This window comes from Paracoccus suum, from assembly GCF_003324675.1.
Classification (GTDB): domain Bacteria; phylum Pseudomonadota; class Alphaproteobacteria; order Rhodobacterales; family Rhodobacteraceae; genus Paracoccus; species Paracoccus suum.
Window position 1 is genome coordinate 3,197,313 of record NZ_CP030918.1, and the last position, 18,437, is coordinate 3,215,749.

Annotated in this window: 20 protein-coding genes; 8 read left to right on the forward strand and 12 right to left on the reverse strand. The window is 68.0% G+C overall.

Annotated elements, in window-relative coordinates; genetic code table 11:
• The first annotated feature begins 110 nt into the window (after nt 1-110).
• From DRW48_RS15550 to DRW48_RS15575, 6 genes are all read left to right on the forward strand, one after another.
• On the forward strand, nt 111-893 hold the full coding sequence (locus DRW48_RS15550; RefSeq protein ID WP_114077192.1) for a hypothetical protein: 783 nt from the start codon (nt 111-113) through the stop codon (nt 891-893).
• Complete coding sequence (locus tag DRW48_RS15555) at nt 890-1,765, forward strand: glycosyltransferase family 2 protein (RefSeq protein WP_199286127.1); 876 nt, start codon at nt 890-892, stop codon at nt 1,763-1,765. Before DRW48_RS15550 ends, DRW48_RS15555 begins: the two co-directional genes overlap by 4 nt.
• A gap of 175 nt (nt 1,766-1,940) precedes the next feature.
• Entirely contained in the window at nt 1,941-2,444 is a 504-nt protein-coding gene (gene fabA, locus DRW48_RS15560; protein ID WP_114077625.1) for a bifunctional 3-hydroxydecanoyl-ACP dehydratase/trans-2-decenoyl-ACP isomerase, read from the forward strand.
• Between the two features lie 30 nt (nt 2,445-2,474).
• Nucleotides 2,475-3,704, forward strand: coding sequence for a beta-ketoacyl-ACP synthase I (gene fabB / locus DRW48_RS15565; RefSeq protein WP_114077193.1), 1,230 nt, complete (start codon nt 2,475-2,477; stop codon nt 3,702-3,704).
• 19 nt (nt 3,705-3,723) lie between these two features.
• A complete protein-coding gene (locus DRW48_RS15570) occupies nt 3,724-4,512 on the forward strand; it encodes an enoyl-ACP reductase FabI (RefSeq protein ID WP_114077194.1) in 789 nt (262 codons plus the stop codon).
• A gap of 56 nt (nt 4,513-4,568) precedes the next feature.
• Nucleotides 4,569-5,399, forward strand: a complete 831-nt coding sequence (locus DRW48_RS15575; protein WP_114077195.1) for an alpha/beta fold hydrolase — start codon at nt 4,569-4,571, stop codon at nt 5,397-5,399.
• A gap of 6 nt (nt 5,400-5,405) precedes the next feature.
• On the opposite strand, the gene lpdA is transcribed toward DRW48_RS15575, so the two are convergent.
• The 5 genes from lpdA to DRW48_RS15600 all read right to left on the reverse strand — a co-directional run bounded on the left by lpdA (nt 5,406) and on the right by DRW48_RS15600 (nt 10,493).
• The gene (gene lpdA / locus DRW48_RS15580; protein WP_114077196.1) at nt 5,406-6,797 is read right to left on the reverse strand and encodes a dihydrolipoyl dehydrogenase; all 1,392 of its coding nucleotides are present in this window, start codon (nt 6,795-6,797) and stop codon (nt 5,406-5,408) included.
• Nucleotides 6,798-6,829: 32 nt separating this feature from the next.
• A complete protein-coding gene (locus DRW48_RS15585) occupies nt 6,830-7,414 on the reverse strand; it encodes a DUF924 family protein (protein ID WP_114077197.1) in 585 nt (194 codons plus the stop codon).
• 72 nt (nt 7,415-7,486) lie between these two features.
• Nucleotides 7,487-8,779 carry an MFS transporter gene (locus DRW48_RS15590; protein WP_114077198.1) on the reverse strand — a complete coding sequence of 431 codons (1,293 nt, stop codon included), beginning with the start codon at nt 8,777-8,779 and terminating at the stop codon, nt 7,487-7,489.
• 41 nt (nt 8,780-8,820) lie between these two features.
• Nucleotides 8,821-9,888 (reverse strand): tRNA preQ1(34) S-adenosylmethionine ribosyltransferase-isomerase QueA, encoded by a 1,068-nt coding sequence (gene queA / locus DRW48_RS15595; protein WP_114077199.1) that lies wholly within the window; start codon nt 9,886-9,888, stop codon nt 8,821-8,823.
• A gap of 143 nt (nt 9,889-10,031) precedes the next feature.
• Entirely contained in the window at nt 10,032-10,493 is a 462-nt protein-coding gene (locus DRW48_RS15600; protein ID WP_114077626.1) for an Hsp20 family protein, read from the reverse strand.
• A gap of 186 nt (nt 10,494-10,679) precedes the next feature.
• Here DRW48_RS15600 and DRW48_RS15605 point away from each other — a divergent pair, with 186 nt between their 5' ends.
• Nucleotides 10,680-11,321: a sulfotransferase family 2 domain-containing protein gene (locus tag DRW48_RS15605; protein ID WP_162784801.1), complete on the forward strand. Its 642-nt coding sequence runs from the start codon at nt 10,680-10,682 to the stop codon at nt 11,319-11,321.
• Here the strand turns inward: DRW48_RS15605 and glcF are convergent.
• The 3 genes from glcF to DRW48_RS15620 are packed head-to-tail and all read right to left on the reverse strand — an operon-like array spanning nt 11,306 to nt 15,088.
• On the reverse strand, nt 11,306-12,601 hold the full coding sequence (glcF, locus tag DRW48_RS15610; protein WP_114077201.1) for a glycolate oxidase subunit GlcF: 1,296 nt from the start codon (nt 12,599-12,601) through the stop codon (nt 11,306-11,308). The genes DRW48_RS15605 and glcF overlap by 16 nt on opposite strands.
• Nucleotides 12,601-13,611, reverse strand: coding sequence for an FAD-binding protein (locus DRW48_RS15615; protein ID WP_114077627.1), 1,011 nt, complete (start codon nt 13,609-13,611; stop codon nt 12,601-12,603). The genes glcF and DRW48_RS15615 overlap by 1 nt, the downstream gene beginning before the upstream one ends.
• Before the next feature lie 34 nt (nt 13,612-13,645).
• Entirely contained in the window at nt 13,646-15,088 is a 1,443-nt protein-coding gene (locus tag DRW48_RS15620) for an FAD-linked oxidase C-terminal domain-containing protein (protein ID WP_114077202.1), read from the reverse strand.
• Between the two features lie 195 nt (nt 15,089-15,283).
• Between DRW48_RS15620 and DRW48_RS15625 the strand changes: the two genes are divergently transcribed.
• Entirely contained in the window at nt 15,284-15,991 is a 708-nt protein-coding gene (locus DRW48_RS15625; RefSeq protein WP_114077203.1) for a DUF599 domain-containing protein, read from the forward strand.
• Here DRW48_RS15625 and DRW48_RS15630 read toward each other — a convergent pair.
• From DRW48_RS15630 to DRW48_RS15645, 4 genes are read right to left on the reverse strand one after another with little or no spacing between them, the layout of a single operon-like run.
• Nucleotides 15,981-16,646 (reverse strand): NrsF family protein, encoded by a 666-nt coding sequence (locus tag DRW48_RS15630; RefSeq protein ID WP_114077204.1) that lies wholly within the window; start codon nt 16,644-16,646, stop codon nt 15,981-15,983. The two genes, DRW48_RS15625 and DRW48_RS15630, sit on opposite strands and share 11 nt — an antisense overlap.
• A 2-nt stretch (nt 16,647-16,648) precedes the next feature.
• Nucleotides 16,649-17,197 (reverse strand): sigma-70 family RNA polymerase sigma factor, encoded by a 549-nt coding sequence (locus DRW48_RS15635; RefSeq protein WP_114077205.1) that lies wholly within the window; start codon nt 17,195-17,197, stop codon nt 16,649-16,651.
• A 48-nt stretch (nt 17,198-17,245) separates the two neighbouring features.
• Complete coding sequence (locus DRW48_RS15640) at nt 17,246-17,974, reverse strand: LrgB family protein (RefSeq protein ID WP_114077206.1); 729 nt, start codon at nt 17,972-17,974, stop codon at nt 17,246-17,248.
• Nucleotides 17,964-18,392 (reverse strand): CidA/LrgA family protein, encoded by a 429-nt coding sequence (locus DRW48_RS15645; RefSeq protein ID WP_338418425.1) that lies wholly within the window; start codon nt 18,390-18,392, stop codon nt 17,964-17,966. The genes DRW48_RS15640 and DRW48_RS15645 overlap by 11 nt, the downstream gene beginning before the upstream one ends.
• Between the last annotated feature and the right edge of the window lie 45 nt (nt 18,393-18,437).

Sequence of the window (18,437 nt, forward strand, 5' to 3'; positions counted from 1 at the left end):
CAGGTTTCATGCGATTTTCGCAAGCTCTGGACGCGATTTCGGCAGGGTTCCCGCCGCGCGCCGGCTGTGGCATAGCTGCGTGCGCACTTGCCCCTGTCCCGGTACCCGTCATGTCGCGTCTTGTGTTGCCGCTCGTCCTGTTGATCGCCGTGCTGGGCGGGGCGCTGTGGTGGTCCGGCGGCAAGCCCGGGGCCCTGCTGCAGCGGCAGGCAGGCCCGGCCACCGAGCCGGCGATCACGCAGCCCACCGCGAGCGGTCCTGCTGCAGACGCCCTGCCCCCGTCTGCCGAGGCGACCGCGGCCGCGGCCAACACCGCCGCCAATGTCGCCAGCCAGACAGCGAGCGAGGCCGCCCGCGCCACCACCCCGACCATCGGCGCCCCGACCGAGGACCGCGCCATCGACGCCGAGGCGGCCGCCGACGCGGCTGCCGATGCCGCCGCCGTCGCCAGCGATGCCGCGGCCGAGGCGGTACAGACCGCAAAGGCTGCCGGCGCCGATGCCGCTGGCCAGGCCGCCGCCGCTGCCGAGGCCGCGGCCGAGGAGGCGATCACCGCAGCCGCGACAGCCGCCCGCGCCGCCGCGACTGCTACCGACAGCGCCGAGGCCGGCCGGCCCGCCGTCACCAACAGCGCCGCCACCGCGGCAGGCGATGCTGCGGCCGTGGCCGCCGCCGCGACCAGCCGTGCCGCCGAGGCGGCGGATCAGGTGGCCGAGGTCGATGCCTCGCTCAGCCCCGAGGGGTTCGATGCGGTGCGCGCGGCGCAATTGGTTGATGCAAGCACCCTGCCCGACGCCCGCAAGGCCGAACTGAAGGCGTTGATCCAGCGGGCCGCTACCAACCCGGGTCAACGCGCCTCTGCCCTCGACCAGGTCCGGGCGGCCCTGAGGTGAGCGTTCCCGGCCTGCACGACTGGCTGGCCAGCCGTCCTGCGGGCGCCCTCGCCCGTGGGCCCATCGCTATCATTCTGATCGAGGATGACACCGAAGTCACCTCGACCTTGCGCCATCACCTCGACCTCGGCTTTGCGCGAATCCTGGCGTTGTCGCCCGAGCCGCTCTCGCTCGACCTTGCTCCCGCCGACGCCGCGCGGGTGACCAACCTGATCTGGGACACGCGGACCAGCGGCGCGCATGTCGGGGCGGTCAATGCCATCATCGCTGCGGTCCCGACCGGGACCTGGCTTTATTACGGCTGGAACGCCGAATACCTGTTCTACCCCTTCAGCGAGACCCGCCGGATCGGCGAGATGCTCGCCTTTCATGCCGAAGAGCGGCGCGATGCGATGCTGGGCTTCGTGACCGACCTCTACCCCGCCAAGAACGACGGCTTTGGCCCGGCGATCGACCGCGAGGCGGTGATGTTCGACCGAGCCGGCTACTACGCGCTGCAACGCACCGATCAGAACGGCGCCCCAGCCTCGCGGCAGATGAATTTCCACGGCGGCCTCCACTGGCGCTACGAGGAGTTCCTGCCGCCCGACCGCCTGCGGATCGATCGCGTCGCGCTGTTTCGCGCGGCCCCTGGGCTGACCCTTCTGCCTGATCACCGCTTCTCGGACGAGGAGTATAATACCTATGCCTGCCAGTGGCATAACAACCTGACCTGCGCCATCGCCTCGTTCCGGGTGGCCAAGGCCCTATTGCGCAATCCCCGCTCGCGCGATGCGGTGGACAGCTTCGTCTGGGCTGGCTCCGAGCGCTTTGACTGGTCCTCGCAGCAGTTGATGGAAGCCGGCCTGATGGAGCCGGGTCAGTGGTTCTAGGCCGCGCGGCCGGGCCTGCGACGCGCACACTGCTTAGCTTGCGGCCGCGCGCGGCGCGGTGGTAAACCCAGTGACAGCTTATGCCCGCCGACATGCGGGAGGCTGAGTTTCGCTTGCCAAAGGGACATATAAATCGCCCATGACCACGACCGACAGCCCAGCCCCGGCGCCGCAAATGGCGCGCACCAGCTTTGACCGAGATGATCTGCTGGCCTGCGCGCGGGGCGATCTTTTCGGGCCGGGCAACGCCCAACTGCCCGAGCCGCCGATGCTGATGATGGACCGGATCACCGACATCTCTGCCGACGGCGGGCTGCACGGCAAGGGCCATGTGGTGGCCGAATTCGACATCACCCCGGACCTGTGGTTCTTTGCCTGCCACTTCCCCGGCAACCCGATCATGCCCGGCTGCCTTGGCCTTGACGGGCTGTGGCAATTGACCGGCTTCAACCTCGGCTGGCGCGGCTGGCAGGGGCGCGGCTATGCCTTGGGCGTGGGCGAGGTCAAGCTGACCGGCATGGTCCGCCCCGACCGCAAAATGCTGACCTACAAGGTGGATTTCACCAAGGCCATCCAGACCCGGCGGCTGACGATGGGTGTCGCCGACGGCATCGTCGAGGCCGACGGCGAGGTCATCTACCAGGTCCGCGACATGAAGGTCGCTTTGTCCGCCGGCTGAGCGCGGCCCACAACAACAAGGGAGGCGCCGATGCGTCGCGTCGTCATCACCGGCCTCGGGGTCGTCTCGCCCATCGGCAATAACGCCGAAGAGGTCACGCAATCGCTACGCGACAGCCGTAGTGGCATCGTCTTCTCGCCGGAATATGCCGAGCATGGCTTTCGCAGCCAGGTCCACGGCATGCCCACCATCGACATCGCCGCCCATGTCGACAAGCGCGACCTGCGTTTCATGGGCGAAGGCGCGGCCTGGAACTTCATCGCCATGAAGCAGGCCATCGCCGATTCCGGACTGACCGAGGCCGAGATCAGCAACGAGCGCACCGGCCTGATCATGGGTTCGGGCGGCCCATCCACGGCCAATTTTTTCCAGGCCCACCAGACGGTGATCGAAAAGGGCAGCCCCAAGCGCATGGGGCCGTTCATGGTCACGCGCTGCATGTCCTCGACCAACTCGGCGACGCTGGCTACCCCGTTCAAGATCAAGGGCGTGAACTATTCGATCACCTCGGCCTGCAGCACCTCTGCGCATTGCATCGGCAACGGCACCGAGTTGATCCAGATGGGCAAGCAGGACATCGTCTTTGCCGGCGGCGGCGAAGAACTGGACTGGACGCTGTCGTGCCTGTTCGACGCCATGGGCGCAATGTCGTCAAAATATAACGATACGCCGCAGACCGCCTCACGCCCCTTCGATGCGACCCGCGACGGCTTTGTAATCGCCGGCGGCGGCGGCGTGGTGGTGCTGGAAGAGCTGGAGCATGCGAAGGCCCGCGGCGCCAAGATCTATGCCGAGGTCACGGGCTATGGCGCGACCTCTGACGGCTACGACATGGTGGCCCCGTCCGAGGACGGCGGCGAGCGTTCGATGCGTGTCGCGATGGCCACCCTGCCCGAGGACCGCTCCATCACCTATGTGAACGCGCATGGCACCTCGACCCCGGTCGGCGATGTCGGCGAGATCCGCAAGCTTCGGCGTATTTTCGGCGAGGGGAACGTGCCCCCGGTCGGCTCCACCAAGTCGCTGACGGGGCATTCGCTGGGCGCTACCGGTGTTCATGAGGCGATCTATTCCCTTTTGATGATGCAGTCGGGTTTCATCGCCGCCTCGGCCAACATCACCCAGCTGGACCCCGAGATCCGGCCGGACGAAATCGCCATGCAGCGCATCGACGGGGTCGATTTCGACAGCGTCCTGTCCAACAGCTTTGGTTTCGGCGGCACCAATGCCAGCCTGATCCTGTCCAAATACCGAGAATAATTTGAGAAAAGGTTAAGGCATGGCAGGATTGCTGGAGGGTAAGCGCGGCCTCATCATGGGTGTCGCGAACGAGCGCTCGATCGCCTGGGGCATCGCCCGCGCCGTCGCCGCCGAGGGGGCAGAGCTGGCCTTTACCTATCAGGGCGAAGCTTTCGGCAAGCGGGTCGAGCCACTCGCCGCCAGCGTCGGCGCGGACCTGCTGGTCGATGTCGACGTGACGGACGACGCCAGCCTCGACAACGCCTTCGGTGTACTCGCGGACCGTTGGGGCCAGCTCGACTTTCTGGTCCACGCCATCGCCTTCTCGTCCAAGGACGAGCTGACGGGGCGGTTCATCGACACCAGCCGCGGCAACTTCAAGACCTCGCTCGAGATCAGTTGCTTCAGCTTTATCGACATTGCCCGCCGCGCCCGGCCGATAATGCGCGAGGGCAGCACGCTGCTGACCCTGACCTATGGCGGCAGCAACCGGGTAACGCCCTTCTACAATGTCATGGGCGTCGCCAAGGCCGCGCTGGAAAGCAGCGTGCGCTACCTCGCCAACGACTTGGGACCGGAGGGTATCCGCGTCAACGCGATCTCGCCCGGTCCGATGAAAACCCTGGCCGGTGCGGCCATCGGCGGCGCGCGCAAGACCTATCGCCACACCGAGGCGAACGCGCCGCTGCGCGCGAACGCCACGCTGGAGGCGATCGGCGGGACGGCGGTCTGGCTGGTCAGCGACTGGGGCGCCTGCACCACCGGCGAGGTGGTCATGGTCGACGGCGGCTATCATGTCTTGGGCATGCCGCAATCCGAGAATATCTGAACGCTGGCGGCGGCCCCAGCCCGCCTGAACATCCAGGCCTGAAAAGGAAGTCCGTGATGACCCAGTTTTTCGAGGCGAAGGACGGCGCGCGGCTGGCCTATCGCGACGAAGGCACGGGCCTGCCCTTGCTGGCGCTCGCCGGGCTGACGCGCACCATGGGCGATTTCGACTATCTGGTGCCGCATCTGCCCTCGGGCGTGCGGCTGATCCGCATGGATTACCGCGGCCGCGGCGAAAGCGCCCATACCGGCTCGGACACCTATACCGTCGCACAGGAGGGCAAGGACGCGATCGACCTGCTTGACCATTTGGGGGTCGAGCGGGCGGCGGTCCTTGGCACCTCGCGCGGCGGGCTGATCGGCATGGTGCTGGGCGCGGTCGCGCGTCCGCGCATGCTGGGGCTGGCGTTGAACGATGTCGGCCCCGAACTGGAGCGCGCCGGGCTGGAGGCGATCTTTGACTATGTCGGTCGCAACCCGGCCGCGCCCGACCATGCCGAGGCCGCCGCGCGCATGGCCAAGGTCCTGACCCGGTTCGAGGGCGTGCCCCCCTCCCGCTGGCTCAGCGAGGCGCGCCTGCATTTCCGCGAGACGCCGGACGGTCTGCGCATCACCTATGACCCGGCCCTGCGCGAGGCGTTCCTCGCCGCGTTCGAGGGCGAGACGCCGGATCTGTGGCCGCTGTGGGGCCGGATGTCGGGCATGCCGCTCTGCCTGATTCGCGGCGCCAATTCCGACTTGCTGTCGGCGGCCAATGCCGCGCGGATGGTCGCCGCGCACCCCGGCATGATCTTTGCCGAGGTGCCCGGGCGGGGCCATATTCCCTTCCTGGACGAGCCCGAGGCGGTCGCGGCGATCCGCGAATGGCTGATCGCCTGCGGGCTTTGACGCCGGTCAGAAGTGGATGGCGCGGTTCCACGCATCCAGAACCGATTCGTGCATCATCTCGCTGAGGGTCGGGTGCGCGAACACCGTCTCCATCAGCTCGGCCTCGGTCGTCTCTAGGGTCTTGCCCACGACATAGCCCTGAATCAGTTCGGTCACTTCCGCGCCGATCATGTGTGCGCCCAGCAATTCACCCGTCTTGGCATCGAATACGGTTTTCACCATGCCCTCTGGCTCGCCCAGGGCAATGGCCTTGCCGTTGCCGACGAAGGGGAAGCGCCCGACGCGGACCTCGTGCCCGGCGGCCTTGGCCTTGTCCTCGGTCAGTCCGACGCTGGCAATCTGCGGCTGGCAATAGGTGCAGCCGGGGATGTTCTCGGCCCGGATCGGATGCGGGTGCTGGCCGGCGATCAGCTCGGCCACCATGACCCCCTCGTGGCTGGCCTTGTGCGCCAGCCAGGGTGCACCGGCGACATCGCCGATGGCGTAAAGGCCGGGCACGCCCGTGCCGCATCGCGCGTCCACCACGACATGGGTGCGGTCGATCTTGACCCCGAGCGCCTCAAGGCCCAGCCCCTCGACGTTGCCGACGATCCCCACCGCCGAGATGACGGCGTCGAAATCCCGAGTCTCGGTCTTGCCGCGGACCTCGATGGTCGCGGTAACCTTGTCCGCACTGCGGTCGAGCTTCTTGACCGTCGCGCCTTCGAGGATGGTCATGCCCTGCTTGACGAACTGCTTTTTAGCAAAGGCGCTGATCTCGGCATCCTCGACTGGCAGGATGCGGTCCATCACCTCGACCACTGTGGTCTTGGCGCCAAGGGTGTTGAAGAAGCTGGCGAATTCGATGCCGATGGCGCCCGAGCCGATGACCAGCAGGTCCTTGGGCATGTGCGGCGGAACGAGCGCATGGCGGTAGGACCAGACGCGCTTACCGTCGGCCTCGAGCCCGGGCAGATCCCGCGCGCGGGCGCCGGTCGCCAGCACGATGGCCTTGGCCTCGACCGCCTCGTCGCCCTTGGCTGTCTTGACGGTGATCTTGCCGGGTGCCGTCAATTTTGCCTCGCCGGCGATGACGGTGACCTTGTTCTTTTTCAGCAGATGCGCGACCCCGCCTGACAGCTGCTTGGCCACCCCGCGCGAGCGCTTGACGACCGCATCCAGATCATAGCCGATGCCGTCCGCCTTGAGGCCAAAGTCCTTGGCGCGCGCCATCAGGTGGAAGACCTCGGCCGAGCGCAGCAGTGCCTTGGTCGGGATGCAGCCCCAGTTGAGGCAGATGCCCCCCAGTTCAGCCCGCTCGATGATCGCGACCTTCAGGCCCAGTTGTGCGCCGCGAATGGCGCAGACATAGCCACCTGGGCCAGCGCCGATCACCACCATGTCGAATGTCTGCGCCATTTTGTCCCCCGCGCTTCTGTATCGGTTCAGGGTTACGCAGGCGCGGCGGCGGCATCAAGCGTGACCCGCCCCGAGACGAGCGCGCCGTAGCCGCCAGCGTCCAGCAGCGCTTGCTCTTCGGGCGTGCTCACGCGGCCCAGATCGGCGTTGCGCCAGGGGAACCGGCCGAAATGCGCGATGGCTGCGCGGTGCATTTTCGCGTGGTGCAGATTTTCGCCCGGCATGCGCTCGGTGAACAGAGCGACCGCACGGTCCTGGTCGGCCAGCTCCTCGCTATGCTCAAACGGCAGGTAAAAGAACTGGCGCTGCGGCTCGGGCGTGGCGAGGTCGTGGCCTGCCTCGATCGCGGCGCCTGCGATGCGCAGGGCCAGGGGGTCGGTGGAATAGGCCCGGGCATCATTGCGAAACATGTTGCGCGGAAACTGGTCGGTCAGGATCAGCGCGGCCAAGGCACCCTCGGGCGCGTCCCTCCAGCCGGCGGTCAGCTTCGGAGCATCGATCCAGGCCTTCATGAAACGATCGCGGACCTTGGCGTCGACGGCATCGGACCTTTCGTACCATCCCTTGGCGCCGACCTCATCGAGCCAGAACTGGTTGATCGCTTGCGGCTCGGTCATGGGCAATCCTCTCGCTGCGCGGTGCCTGCTGAACCCCAACGTGGCGCGGGCACGCTGCGGGCGCAACCGGCGTCAGGCCGCCTTGTCGAGCGGCCCCTCGGGATCGTCCGACGGGCCGCCGCTGTTAAGTCCGGCGGGTCCATCCTCCTGCGAGGCATCAAGCGCGGCCTCGACCGCGAAGGCCGATGCGGCGGGCGAGATGACCGTAAAGCTGCTGGAGGGTTGGGCCGTGCGCCGCGCCGACAGCCGTACGCCTGTATAGGCGGCAAGCGCCGCCAGTAGCAGGCCGATGTAGATCCAGAACCCGTTCAGCCCGATCGCGGCCATCAGCCAGCCGGTCACCAGCGGGCCGGCGAACGAGCCGATGCCGTTGATGAACAGCAGCCCGGCCGATGCCGCGGCCATGTCCTGCGCGTCCAGCAGGTCGTTCGTATAGGCCAGCAGCAGCGAATAGACCGGGTTCGCCACCCCGCCGATCAGCGCAGCGGCGAACAGCAGGCCCCAGATGCCGGGCTGCACCAGGATGAGGCCGCCCACGACGACTGCACCGGTTGCAGCCAGGATCAGCACCAGCAGCCGGCGGTCCGTACGGTCGGACAGCTTGCCCACCGGATACTGGAACACGAGCCCGCCCAGATAGATGGCGGCGACAAAGGCCGAAATCTCGCGCGTGTTCATGCCTGAGGCCGAGCCCCAGACCGAGGCCATCCCGAACAGGGCTGAGAACACCCCGCCCATCATGAAGATGCCGACGCAGCCCAGCGGCGAGAGTTCGAAGAGCCGCTGAAAGGTCATGCGCTTGATGCTGTCGAAGCGCGGTGCGGGTTCGGTCGACAGAAGGATCGGCGTGAAGGCCAGCGAGACCAGAATCGAGGGGATGATGAACGGGACAAAACCGGCCGGATCGCCGACGTTCAGCAGGAACTGGCCGCCAACGATGCCCAGCATCTGCACGATCATGTAGGCTGACAGCGCCCTGCCCCGCGTCTCGTTGCTGGCGCCTGCGTTCAGCCAGCTTTCCGCGGTGATATAGACCCCGCAGAACGAGAACCCGATCACGAACCGCGCCAGTGCCCAGACCGGCCAGAAGGGCGCCGCTGGATAAAGGATGAGGATCGCCGAGATCAGCGAGCCGAGGGCGGCAAACACCCGCACATGCCCGACCTTGCCGATCAGGCGCGGCACCGTCAGCGAACCGGCAAGGAAGCCGCCAAAGTAGCTAGCCATGACCAGCGACATGTAGAACGTGCCGATCCCCTCGATCCCGCCGCGGATACCGAGCAGCGTTCCCTGCATGCCGTTGCCGACCATCAGCAGCATGATTCCCAGAAGAAGCGGCCAGGTGGTTCGCAGGACGGTGAGCATGGTGCCTCGGGCGGGTTCGGGACGGGACTAACAGCGGCAGGTTAAGATTTTGTTGGCCTTGGCGGAATCAGCAGCGACGCATCGCCGTAGCTGAAGAACCGATAGCCGCCGGCAACTGCATGATCATAGATCCGGCGGATCTGCGTTGTGCCCATCAGCGCCGATACCAGCATCAACAACGTCGATTGCGGCAGGTGGAAATTGGTCATCAGGGCATCCGTGACGCGAAAGCGATAACCCGGATAGATAAAGATTTCCGTCGTCCCTTCAAAGGGTTCGACGCGGCCCTCTGGGGTGGCCGCCGATTCGATCAGGCGAAGGGCGGTGGTGCCGACGGGGATGACACGGCGCCCGTCCGCCCTTGCGGCATTGATGGCATCGGCGGCCTGCAGCGTTACCTCGCCCCATTCGGCATGCATCTTGTGGGTGGTCACATCCTCGACCTTGACCGGCAGGAAGGTGCCGGCGCCGACATGCAGGGTCACGCGCGCGGTTTGCACCCCGCGCGCGGCCAGCCGGTACATCAGGTCAGTATCGAAATGGAGGCTGGCGGTGGGCGCCGCGACGGCGCCGGGGCGCGCCGCCCAAACGGTCTGGTAGTCGGTCCGGTCGGCCGCATCGGGCGCGCGCTTTGCGGCGATATAAGGCGGCAGCGGCATCGCTCCGACCCTGTCGATCGCAGCATCGAAAGCCTCGCCCGCCGCATCGAACCGCAGGGTCAGCGCGCCGTCGGCAATGACGGCAACCAAGGCTGACAGGGTGTCGCCAAAGCGGATCACCTCGCCCGCGCGCAGCTTGCGCAGGGGTTTGGCGAGGGCGCGCCAGGTGCCATCCGCGGCCGGCTCCAGCAGGGTAACCTCGATCCGGGCCTCGGCCGGGCCATCCGCGGTCTCGCGCCGCCGGGTTCCGGTCAGGCGGGCGGGAATGACTCGGGTGTCGTTCAACACCAGCAGATCGCCGGGCTGCAGAATTTCAGGCAGATCCGCGACATGGCGGTCGGCGATCCCGTCGCCGTCGGCCACCAGAAGGCGCGCGGCGCTGCGCGGGCGTGCGGGACGCGTCGCGATCAGGCCCTCGGGCAGGTGAAACTCAAAATCCGATAGCTGCATGGACGACCCCTACTCCGCCGCCGCGCCCGCGAACAGGGCGCGATCTTCACGGCACCGTCACCGGCGGCCAAGCAAAAGCCGGCGCTGCGGGGTGCAGGCGCCGGCCATCTTCATCCGCGCGCATCAACACGCGATCAGGACGATCAGGAGTCGAGCTTCTCGACCGCTTTCGTGCCACGCTCGATGGTGATCTTGCGCGGCTTCAGCGCCTCGGGGACCTCGCGCACCAGGTCGATATGCAGCATCCCGTCCTGGTGGCTGGCGCCACTGACGCGAATATGCTCGGCCAGGGTGAACTTGCGCTCGAAGGCGCGGGTCGCGATGCCGCGATGCAGGAAGGTGCGGCCTTCCTGGTCGCCCTCGGCCGATTTCGCGGCGGCAACGACAACCGCGCCGTCCTTGACCTCGACCGTCAATTCGTCAGCGGCAAAGCCCGCGACCGCAATCGAGATACGGTAGGTGTCATCCCCGGTCTTCTCGATGTTGTAGGGCGGATAGGTCGGCGCGGCCAGATCGGCGGTCAGCGCGCGGTCCATGACATCGGCCATCCGGTCAAAACCAACCGAGGCACGGTAGAGCGGGGTCAGATCGAAATTGCTACGCATCAGCATCCTCATAAAGCGATGTTGGATGCCCCCGGCAGGGCCGGCGGGCGGGAAGCCCGGGGCCGTTCGGCCCCCGGACAGGGCAGAGATGGGAAGCCCAAGAAGGGCCGTCAAGAGGATCGGCCTGTCAGGCGCGCGCGTTCTGTGGCAGGCACATCAGGCATGAAAACGCAGCGGCGGGATGGAATGGCGATCATTGTCGACAAATACAAACTAGCCTACCTGCCGGTGCCCAAGATCGCCTGCACCTCGCTGAAAGAAGTCTTTTACCGGATCGAAAACGACCATGACTTCGTGCCGGCGGTGCGCAACAGCGGTATGTTCCACATCCACCATTTCTATCCGACACCGCCCTTTCGCACAGTCCCGCGCTGGCGGATGAAGGAGCATTATCGCTTTTGCGTGGTGCGCGATCCGATCAAGCGGTTGCTATCGTGCTATTCCAACCGCGTGCGCCACCACCGCGAACTGGCCGCCCGGCACCTGTCGGCCGAGGCCGTTGCGGCCGGCGCCATCGCGGACCCGGACCTGGAAACCTTCGTCGAGCGGCTGGAGGTCTACCGCAAGCATTCCGGCCAGATCCTGCACCATTCGGACCCGCAGGTCGTCTTTCTGGGGCCTGACGTCGGCTATTTCAGCCGCGTCTTCCAGATGAACGAACTGGACCAGCTGACTGCCGAACTGCGCGAGCGCACCGGGCTGGCGCTGGAGTTGCCGCATTCGCAATCGGGCGGTCCCAAGCTGTCGCCGGGTGATCTGTCGGTTGCCGCCCGTGACAAGCTGCTGCGGTTCTATCGGGCCGATTACGACGCCTACAGCTTCTCCTGAAGCGCCTCGGGTATCGGGCCGCCGCTCGCCCAGTCGAGCAACTGCACGGTATGGACGACCGGCACGCCGGTCCCGCTGGCGATCTGGACCATGCAGCCAAGGTTGCCCGTCGCGATCACCTGCGGCCCCGTGGCCTCGATGGCGGCGACCTTCAGGTCGCGCAAGCCGGCGGACAGTTCGGGCTGCAGCAGGTTGTAGGTTCCGGCGCTGCCGCAGCACAGATGGGCGTCGGCCGGGGTTGCCACGGTAAATCCGGCGGCCGTCAGCAGGTCCTTGGGGACTGCGACAATGCGCTGGCCGTGCTGCAGTGAACAGGCGGCGTGATAAGCCACCCGCAGCGGCGGGACCCCGGTCAGGGGCGGCAGTCCCAGCGTGGCAAGCACCTCGGTCACGTCGCGCGCAAGGGCGGCGACCCGCGCGGCCTCAGCCTCCATCGGATCGCCGGCAAAGATCGAGGCGTAATCCTTGATGGTCGTGCCGCAGCCGGAGGTCGTCACGACGAAAGCGTCCAGCGGGCTGTCGGCCTCAGCGGACAGGACCGCGCGGATGGTGCAGCGTGCGCTGGCGCGCGCCTCGGCCTCGCGACCCATATGATGGGTCAGCGCGCCGCAGCAGCCCATGCCACGCGGCACGACCACCTCGGCGCCGGCACGGGTCAGCAGCCGGATCGCCGCCTCGTTGATCGCGGGGTCGAGGACCGATTGCGCACAGCCGGGCAGGATCGCAACGCGCATCCGCCGGGTACCGATCGCGGGATGCGTGCCGGCGTCGTTCACCGCGGCCGGCGGGTGCAAGGGCACGTTCGCCATCCGCAGCATCGCCCGCAGCCGGTGATCCGGCATCAGGGCCGCGAAAGGCCGGACCAGCTTGGCGGCCGCCATCGCCGCGCGGAACCGCCCCGGATAGGGCAGCACCCGCGCCAGCAGCCCGCGAAGTGCCCGGTCGCGCCAGGGTCGGCGATAGGTCTGCTCGACATGCATGCGGCCATGATCGACCAGATGCATGTAGTTCACGCCGGAAGGGCAGGTGGTCATGCAGGCCAGGCATCCAAGGCAGCGGTCAAGGTGAAGCGCCGTCTTTTCGTCCGCCGGCCGGCCGGATTCGAGCATGTCCTTGATAAGATAGATGCGCCCCCGGGGGCTATCGAGTTCATCTCCCAGCAGCTTGTAGGTTGGGCAGGTCGCCGTGCAGAATCCGCAATGCACGCAGGTCCGTAGCACCTTGTTGCTGCGCGCGGTCAGCGGGTCGGCGAGTTGCTCGGCGGTGAAGTTCGTTTGCATCAGGCGAGTATCCCGCGCGGGTCGAACTGCGCCTTCAACCCTGCCTCGAGCCGCGCTGTGACGGGATCAGGGGCAGGCAGGCGCACCACGCCGGGCGCGCCGGTCAGGCGGGTGGCGATGGCGCCGGGCGGCAAGACGGGCGGTTCGGTAAGTTGCGCAACGATCAGCGCGCCGCCCCAATCCAGAGCCAGCGGTTCAAGCGTCGCGAGAATCCGCGCCGCCTGCGAGGGACGGCAGAGGATGCGCCACAGATCGCCCTCAGCATCAGAGGTCGGCATGTCGCCAAGGCGCGGCCATGGATCGTCTGCGAGCTCGGTCACCATGCCGAATGGGGCCAGCACCCGCGCCAAGGCCTCCGCTCGCAAGGCCACCGATTGGGTCAGTCCCTCCAGCCGCAGAATCGCGCCCGCATCTGGCAACCAGCCCGCGCCGGTAATATCAAACGGGCCTGTCAGCGCGGCGGTCAGAGCAGGCACCGCGGCGGCAGCATCTAGGTCCAGCCGCAGCGTCCGGCGCGCCGGAGGAATCGGCGCGGTCTTCAGCGCGACCTCGGTCAGGATGCCGAGCCGCCCACGGCTGCCGGCCATCAACTTGACCAGATCATAGCCGGTGACGTTCTTCATCACCCGCCCGCCATTGGCAATTATCTCGCCGTTGCCATCGACCATGCGGATGCCCAGCATGGCATCGCGGCAGGCCCCCGCCTGCACCCGGCGCGGGCCGGAGGCGTTGGCCGCGCAGACCCCGCCGATAGTGCTGCCGGGCCGGGCCGGCGGCTCGAAGGCCAGCATCTGGCCCTCGGCCGCGAGCACCGCCTCGACGTCGGCCAGTGGGGTGCCGGCCCGGGCGATCAGGGTCAGCGCGGCGGGCTCGTAAAGTGTGATGCCGGTCAGGCCGGCGGTCGAGAGGCGCGGGCGATCCTCGCCCGGGAGCAGCCGCGTGCTGCCGCCAACCGGACGCAGCGGGACGGCTGCAGCGCGGACCAAGGCGGCAAGATCGGCCTCGCTCATCGGCGCAGCGGGATGCGCGCCGGCTGCGCCCCCGTCATGCGGCACGGGCAGGCTCGCGTCGGAGTGCCGAAATATGCAGCGGAAACACTTTGGCAGGGTTCAGCAGCCAGCCCGGATCGAACACGTCCTTGACGCGCATCTGCGCCTCGAGGTCGGGGCCGGTATATTGGGTGTCCATCAGGTCGCGCTTCTCGATGCCGACGCCATGCTCGCCGGTCAGGCAGCCGCCGACCTCGACGCACAGACGCAGGATGTCCGCGCCGAACGCCTCGGCCCGTTCCAGATCCCCCGGCGCGTTCGCGTCATAAAGGATCAGCGGGTGCATGTTGCCATCGCCGGCATGAAAGACGTTGGCGACCTCCAGCCCGTGCTGGGCCGATAGCTGGCCGATGCGGGCCAGGACCTGCGGCAGGGCGCTGACCGGGATCGTCCCGTCGAGGCACATGTAATCGTTGATCTGGCCCATGGCGCCAAATGCCGACTTGCGGCCCAGCCAGATGCGGCGGCTTTCGTCCTCGGACCTGCTCTCGCGGAACTCGACCGGAGAAAAACCCTCGGCGATCTCGCGGATCAGGGCCAGTGCCTCGTCGATCTCGGCCGCGGTGCCCTCGACCTCGATGATCAGCAGCGCCTCGCAATCGGGATAGCCGGGCCGGGCGAACGCCTCGGTCGCGCGGATGCAGGGACGGTCCATGAACTCGATCGCGACCGGCAGGACACCCGCGCGGATGATGGCGGCAACGCAGGCACCTGCGGCTTCGGCGCTGTCAAAGGCGACCAGCACGGGACGCGCACCCGCCGGCCGGGGAAGGATGCGCAGGGTCGCCTCGGTGACGACACCCAGCTGACCCTCGCTGCCGCAGAGCACCCCCATCAGGTCGAGGCCGCCACTTTCGCCCATAGGGCCGCCCATCTCGATCACGGTGCCGTCCATCAGCACCACGGTGAGGCCAAGCAAATTGTTGGTCGTGACGCCATATTTCAGGCAATGCGCCCCGCCGGAGTTCATCGCGATATTGCCGCCGATGGCGCAGGCGAGTTGCGAGGACGGGTCCGGCGCGTAGAAAAAGCCGTCAGCGGCAGCGGCATCCGTGACGGACAGGTTGGTGCGCCCGGTCTCGACCCGGATCAGGCGATCTTCGGGGCTGATTTCCAGCACGCGGGTCATGCGTGCAAGGCCAAGGACGACCGCATCGGCCGTCGGCATTGAGCCCCCGGCAAGGCTGGTGCCCGCGCCGCGCGGGACCACCGGCACGCCAAGGTCCGAACAGGCGCGCAGCACGGCCGCCACCTCTGCGGTCGAGCGCGGCAGCACCACCGCCAACGGGGCGCAGCGATAGGCGCTGAGGGCGTCGCATTCGTAAACCCGCGTCTCGGCCGGATCATGGATCACACAGCCCGGCGCCGCCGCCTCGAGCGCCGCGACGATTGCCGGACGCTGGGCCAGGATGCGCGGGTCGGGCGTGGGCATCTGCATTGCGGGGCCTTTGGCGGCGGGAGCTGGCAAGTAAACGATAGGCAGCCGGCACGGGGCTTGTCCACGGGCGGGGTGACGCAGGCCTGCGCGCAAGGGCGTCGCAAAGCCACTCAGCCAGGCCACGGGCGACCCGCCGAAGACGGGAACGCACCGTCGGACGGTGACAGCGACCGTGGCCTCGCGTATTCTTGCGCCATGATTAACCTGCCCGCCGGCCTCACTTTTCTCGACGTCGCCTCCGTCGCGCTGCACCTCGCGGCCTGGGGTCTGGTCAGCCATGCAATCGAGCATCCGCGGCCGGACAAGCCCTCGGTTTCCGCTGCAATGCGGGTCTATCGGCGAGGCTGGATGGAGCAATTTCTGGCCCGCGACACGCGCATTTTCGACGGGAACATCCTGTCGATCCTGCAGCACAGCACCTCGTTCTTTGCATCGGCCTGCATGATCGCCATCGGGGGCGGCCTGGCGCTGATCGGCAATGCCGACATGGTGGCGAGCATGGCCCAGGACGTGGATGTCGGACCCGCCTCGCCGCAGGCGCTGCGCATCAAGATCGTGCTGGCGCTGATCCTGGTCATCAACGCTTTCCTCAAGTTCGTCTGGGCGCTGCGGCTGTTCGGATATTGCGCGATCCTGATGGCATCGGTCCCCAACGATCCGGCCGCGCCCGGGGCGCGGGGCCTCGCCATGAAGGCGGCCGAGGTGAACATCAACGCGGCCCGCAACTTCAACGCCGGGATGCGCGCGATCTATTTCGCGATCAGCGCCCTCGCCTGGCTGATCGGACCCTGGGCGCTGACCTTGGCAACCATCGTCGTCACCTGGTCGGCCTGGCGGCGCGAATTCGCCTCGGGATCGCGACGCGCAATTCTGGCCGACGACGCGGCCCCGCCTACCAACTGAGCCAGCGCCGTCCGGCGAGCGCGCCAAGCCCGGCGGTGACAAGGACGCCGAGGCTGTACCAGACAAGAAAGAACAGCGGCGCATCCTCGATACAATGGAGGGAATAGACTGCGCCGGCGAGGCCACCGGCGGCAAGGCCCGCCAGTGCGCCGCTGACGGCGGGCGCGGTGCTGGCGCCGCCCCGGGCCAGCGCCCCAATCAGCGCCGCCAGCATTGGCAGCGACATCAGCGGAATGGCAACAAAGCAGAACAGCGCCGAATGACCCAGCGCCGTCTTTAGCCACGCAGCCGCCGGGATCACTGCCAGCGACAGGCCGAGGCCAATCGCCGCCGTAAGCCCGAGGGTCGCCAGCAGCCAGCGGGCCGGCCCCGGCACCGCAGCCTCAGGGCGCGCGCGGGCCACGGCGGCCGGCAGCGCCACCATCGCCACCAGCAGCGGCAGCAGCGCCTTGGTCATGGTGGGCGGATTGGTCATCGCCCAGCCAAGGCGCGGGCGCAGACCCATGGCCACCAGAGAAAGCGCCGCCACCGCCGCCAACGCCAGCAGCGTCCAGGCGAGCGCGGCGCGGCGCAGATCCGCTGCCTGCGGCACCTGCCTGTCCTGCGCCATCGCTGCGATCAGCATGTCGGTCTGCATCGAATCCCTCAGCCCCATGCTCAACCCTCGCCCCGCCAGGCGGCGAGGCGCCTGAGGGCGCGGTGCAGCGCCACGCGCACCGCGCCCTCGGTCATTCCCAAATCGGCCCCCGCCTCGGCCGCGGTGTGCCCCTCCAGCGCGGTGGCGCGCAGGATCGCCGCCTCGCGCGGTGGTAGCCGCGCCAGCAGGCGCTGGGCGTCGACGCGGTCCGCGGGATCGGTCGGCGCCGGCGCCGGCAGCACCTCGGCCAGATCGTCCAGCGGCAGCGTCAGGCGGCGTGCGCGCAGCGCATCGATCAGCTTGTGCCGCGCGATGGCGTAGAGCCACGGCCGCACCGGCGCATCGGGCCGCCAGCTTGCCCGCCGCAAGTGAATCGCCAACAACACGGTCTGAACCACATCCTCGCAATCGGCCGGGTCCATCCCGCCAGCACTCGTTCCCGCCCGAGACCGCACGATGCCCCGGATCGTCGGGGTCACGACGGTGAGGAATCGGGCGTAGGCCGCGCTATCGCCCGCATTGGCGGCACGAAGCAGCGCCTCCCAATTCTCGGTGTCGCGGGCGGTCATGTTCGCGATGTCCTTTCGCGGGTCAGGAACGCGGCGTTACAGCCCCGGTCACAAAAAGAGCGAGAGCACCCAGGGGGCGAGGATCGCGGTCATCACGGCGTTCAGGCCCATGCCGATGCCGGCAAAGGCGCCGGCGGTCTGGTTGACCTGCAAGGCGCGGGCCGTGCCGATGCCATGCGCGGCCACCCCGGTGGCAAAGCCGCGCGCGCGCCAGTCGCGCACCCGCAGGGCGTTCAGCAGGGGCGTTGCGATGATCGCCCCGAAAATCCCCGTGGCGAGGACCAGAACGGCGGTCAGGGTCGGCGCGCCGCCGATCCGCTCGGCGATGCCGATGGCCACGGGCGCGGTCGCGGATTTGGGGGCGAGCGCAGCGAGGGTGGCGGGCGGCAAACCGCAAAGCGCCGCAACCCCCAATGCCACGACCACGGCCGTCAGCGAGCCTGCGAGCAGCGCGGCCGCCATCGGCAGCGCGGCCTGCCGCACCCGTCCGAGATTGTCCCACAGCGGCAGCGCCAGCGCGACCGTCGCGGGGCCGAGCAGGAAATGGACGAACTGCGCGCCGTCGAAGTAATCGGCGTAGTCGGTGCCGCTCAGTTCCAGCACGGTGCCGATCAGAATCACCGCGATCAGCACCGGATTGGCCCATGGCTTTCGCCCGCTGCGCCGCGACAGCGCGTCGCCAACCAGATAGGCGGCCAACGTCAGCGTCAGCCACAGCAGTGGACCGCGGCTGAGATAGGACCAGATCAGCGCCGCCGTACCCGGCTCAGGATTCATCGTGGGCCTCGCCAGCTGAGGTAGCGGGCGAACCGGTAAGCCGGGCGACGGCGACGAACACCAGCGCGCCCACACCGATGGCCGCGGCGGTCGAGGTCGCCAGTGCGAGGACTAGCGCCGGCCCCTCGTCCCGCAGCAGCGGCAGGTGGGCGACGATGCCGACGCCGGCCGGTACGAACATCAGGGAGAGATTGGCGAGCAACGACTGGCCGACGGGCCGCACCAGCGCGACCAGCCCCGGCGCCAGCCAGAAGCCGACCAGCAATGCGGCCATGCCAAGCACCGGGCCGGGGACCGGCAGGCCAAGGCCGCGGCTGACCACCTCGCCCGCCAGTTGCAGGGCGAGGATGACGAGGCAGGCCAGCACCAGACGCGGTGGCCCGGCGGTGGGCGCGGCGGGGTCGGGGCTCGTAGCCATCAGATCAGTCCGTCGCGGATGCAATCGCGCCAACACATGGTGCAA

Coding starts and splice junctions, on each gene's coding strand:
- fabA (WP_114077625.1), top strand. CDS start 1,941: ATGGCGCGCACCAGCTTTGACCGAGATGATCTGCTGGCCTGCGCGCGG.
- DRW48_RS15585 (WP_114077197.1), bottom strand. CDS start 7,414: ATGACCGAGCCGCAAGCGATCAACCAGTTCTGGCTCGATGAGGTCGGC.
- DRW48_RS15630 (WP_114077204.1), bottom strand. CDS start 16,646: ATGGGGCTGAGGGATTCGATGCAGACCGACATGCTGATCGCAGCGATG.
- DRW48_RS15550 (WP_114077192.1), top strand. CDS start 111: ATGTCGCGTCTTGTGTTGCCGCTCGTCCTGTTGATCGCCGTGCTGGGC.
- DRW48_RS15590 (WP_114077198.1), bottom strand. CDS start 8,779: ATGCTCACCGTCCTGCGAACCACCTGGCCGCTTCTTCTGGGAATCATG.
- queA (WP_114077199.1), bottom strand. CDS start 9,888: ATGCAGCTATCGGATTTTGAGTTTCACCTGCCCGAGGGCCTGATCGCG.
- DRW48_RS15605 (WP_162784801.1), top strand. CDS start 10,680: ATGGCGATCATTGTCGACAAATACAAACTAGCCTACCTGCCGGTGCCC.
- DRW48_RS15635 (WP_114077205.1), bottom strand. CDS start 17,197: ATGACCGCCCGCGACACCGAGAATTGGGAGGCGCTGCTTCGTGCCGCC.
- DRW48_RS15570 (WP_114077194.1), top strand. CDS start 3,724: ATGGCAGGATTGCTGGAGGGTAAGCGCGGCCTCATCATGGGTGTCGCG.
- DRW48_RS15620 (WP_114077202.1), bottom strand. CDS start 15,088: ATGCAGATGCCCACGCCCGACCCGCGCATCCTGGCCCAGCGTCCGGCA.
- DRW48_RS15625 (WP_114077203.1), top strand. CDS start 15,284: ATGATTAACCTGCCCGCCGGCCTCACTTTTCTCGACGTCGCCTCCGTC.
- DRW48_RS15600 (WP_114077626.1), bottom strand. CDS start 10,493: ATGCGTAGCAATTTCGATCTGACCCCGCTCTACCGTGCCTCGGTTGGT.
- fabB (WP_114077193.1), top strand. CDS start 2,475: ATGCGTCGCGTCGTCATCACCGGCCTCGGGGTCGTCTCGCCCATCGGC.
- lpdA (WP_114077196.1), bottom strand. CDS start 6,797: ATGGCGCAGACATTCGACATGGTGGTGATCGGCGCTGGCCCAGGTGGC.
- DRW48_RS15615 (WP_114077627.1), bottom strand. CDS start 13,611: ATGAGCGAGGCCGATCTTGCCGCCTTGGTCCGCGCTGCAGCCGTCCCG.
- DRW48_RS15645 (WP_338418425.1), bottom strand. CDS start 18,392: ATGGCTACGAGCCCCGACCCCGCCGCGCCCACCGCCGGGCCACCGCGT.
- DRW48_RS15575 (WP_114077195.1), top strand. CDS start 4,569: ATGACCCAGTTTTTCGAGGCGAAGGACGGCGCGCGGCTGGCCTATCGC.
- DRW48_RS15640 (WP_114077206.1), bottom strand. CDS start 17,974: ATGAATCCTGAGCCGGGTACGGCGGCGCTGATCTGGTCCTATCTCAGC.
- glcF (WP_114077201.1), bottom strand. CDS start 12,601: ATGCAAACGAACTTCACCGCCGAGCAACTCGCCGACCCGCTGACCGCG.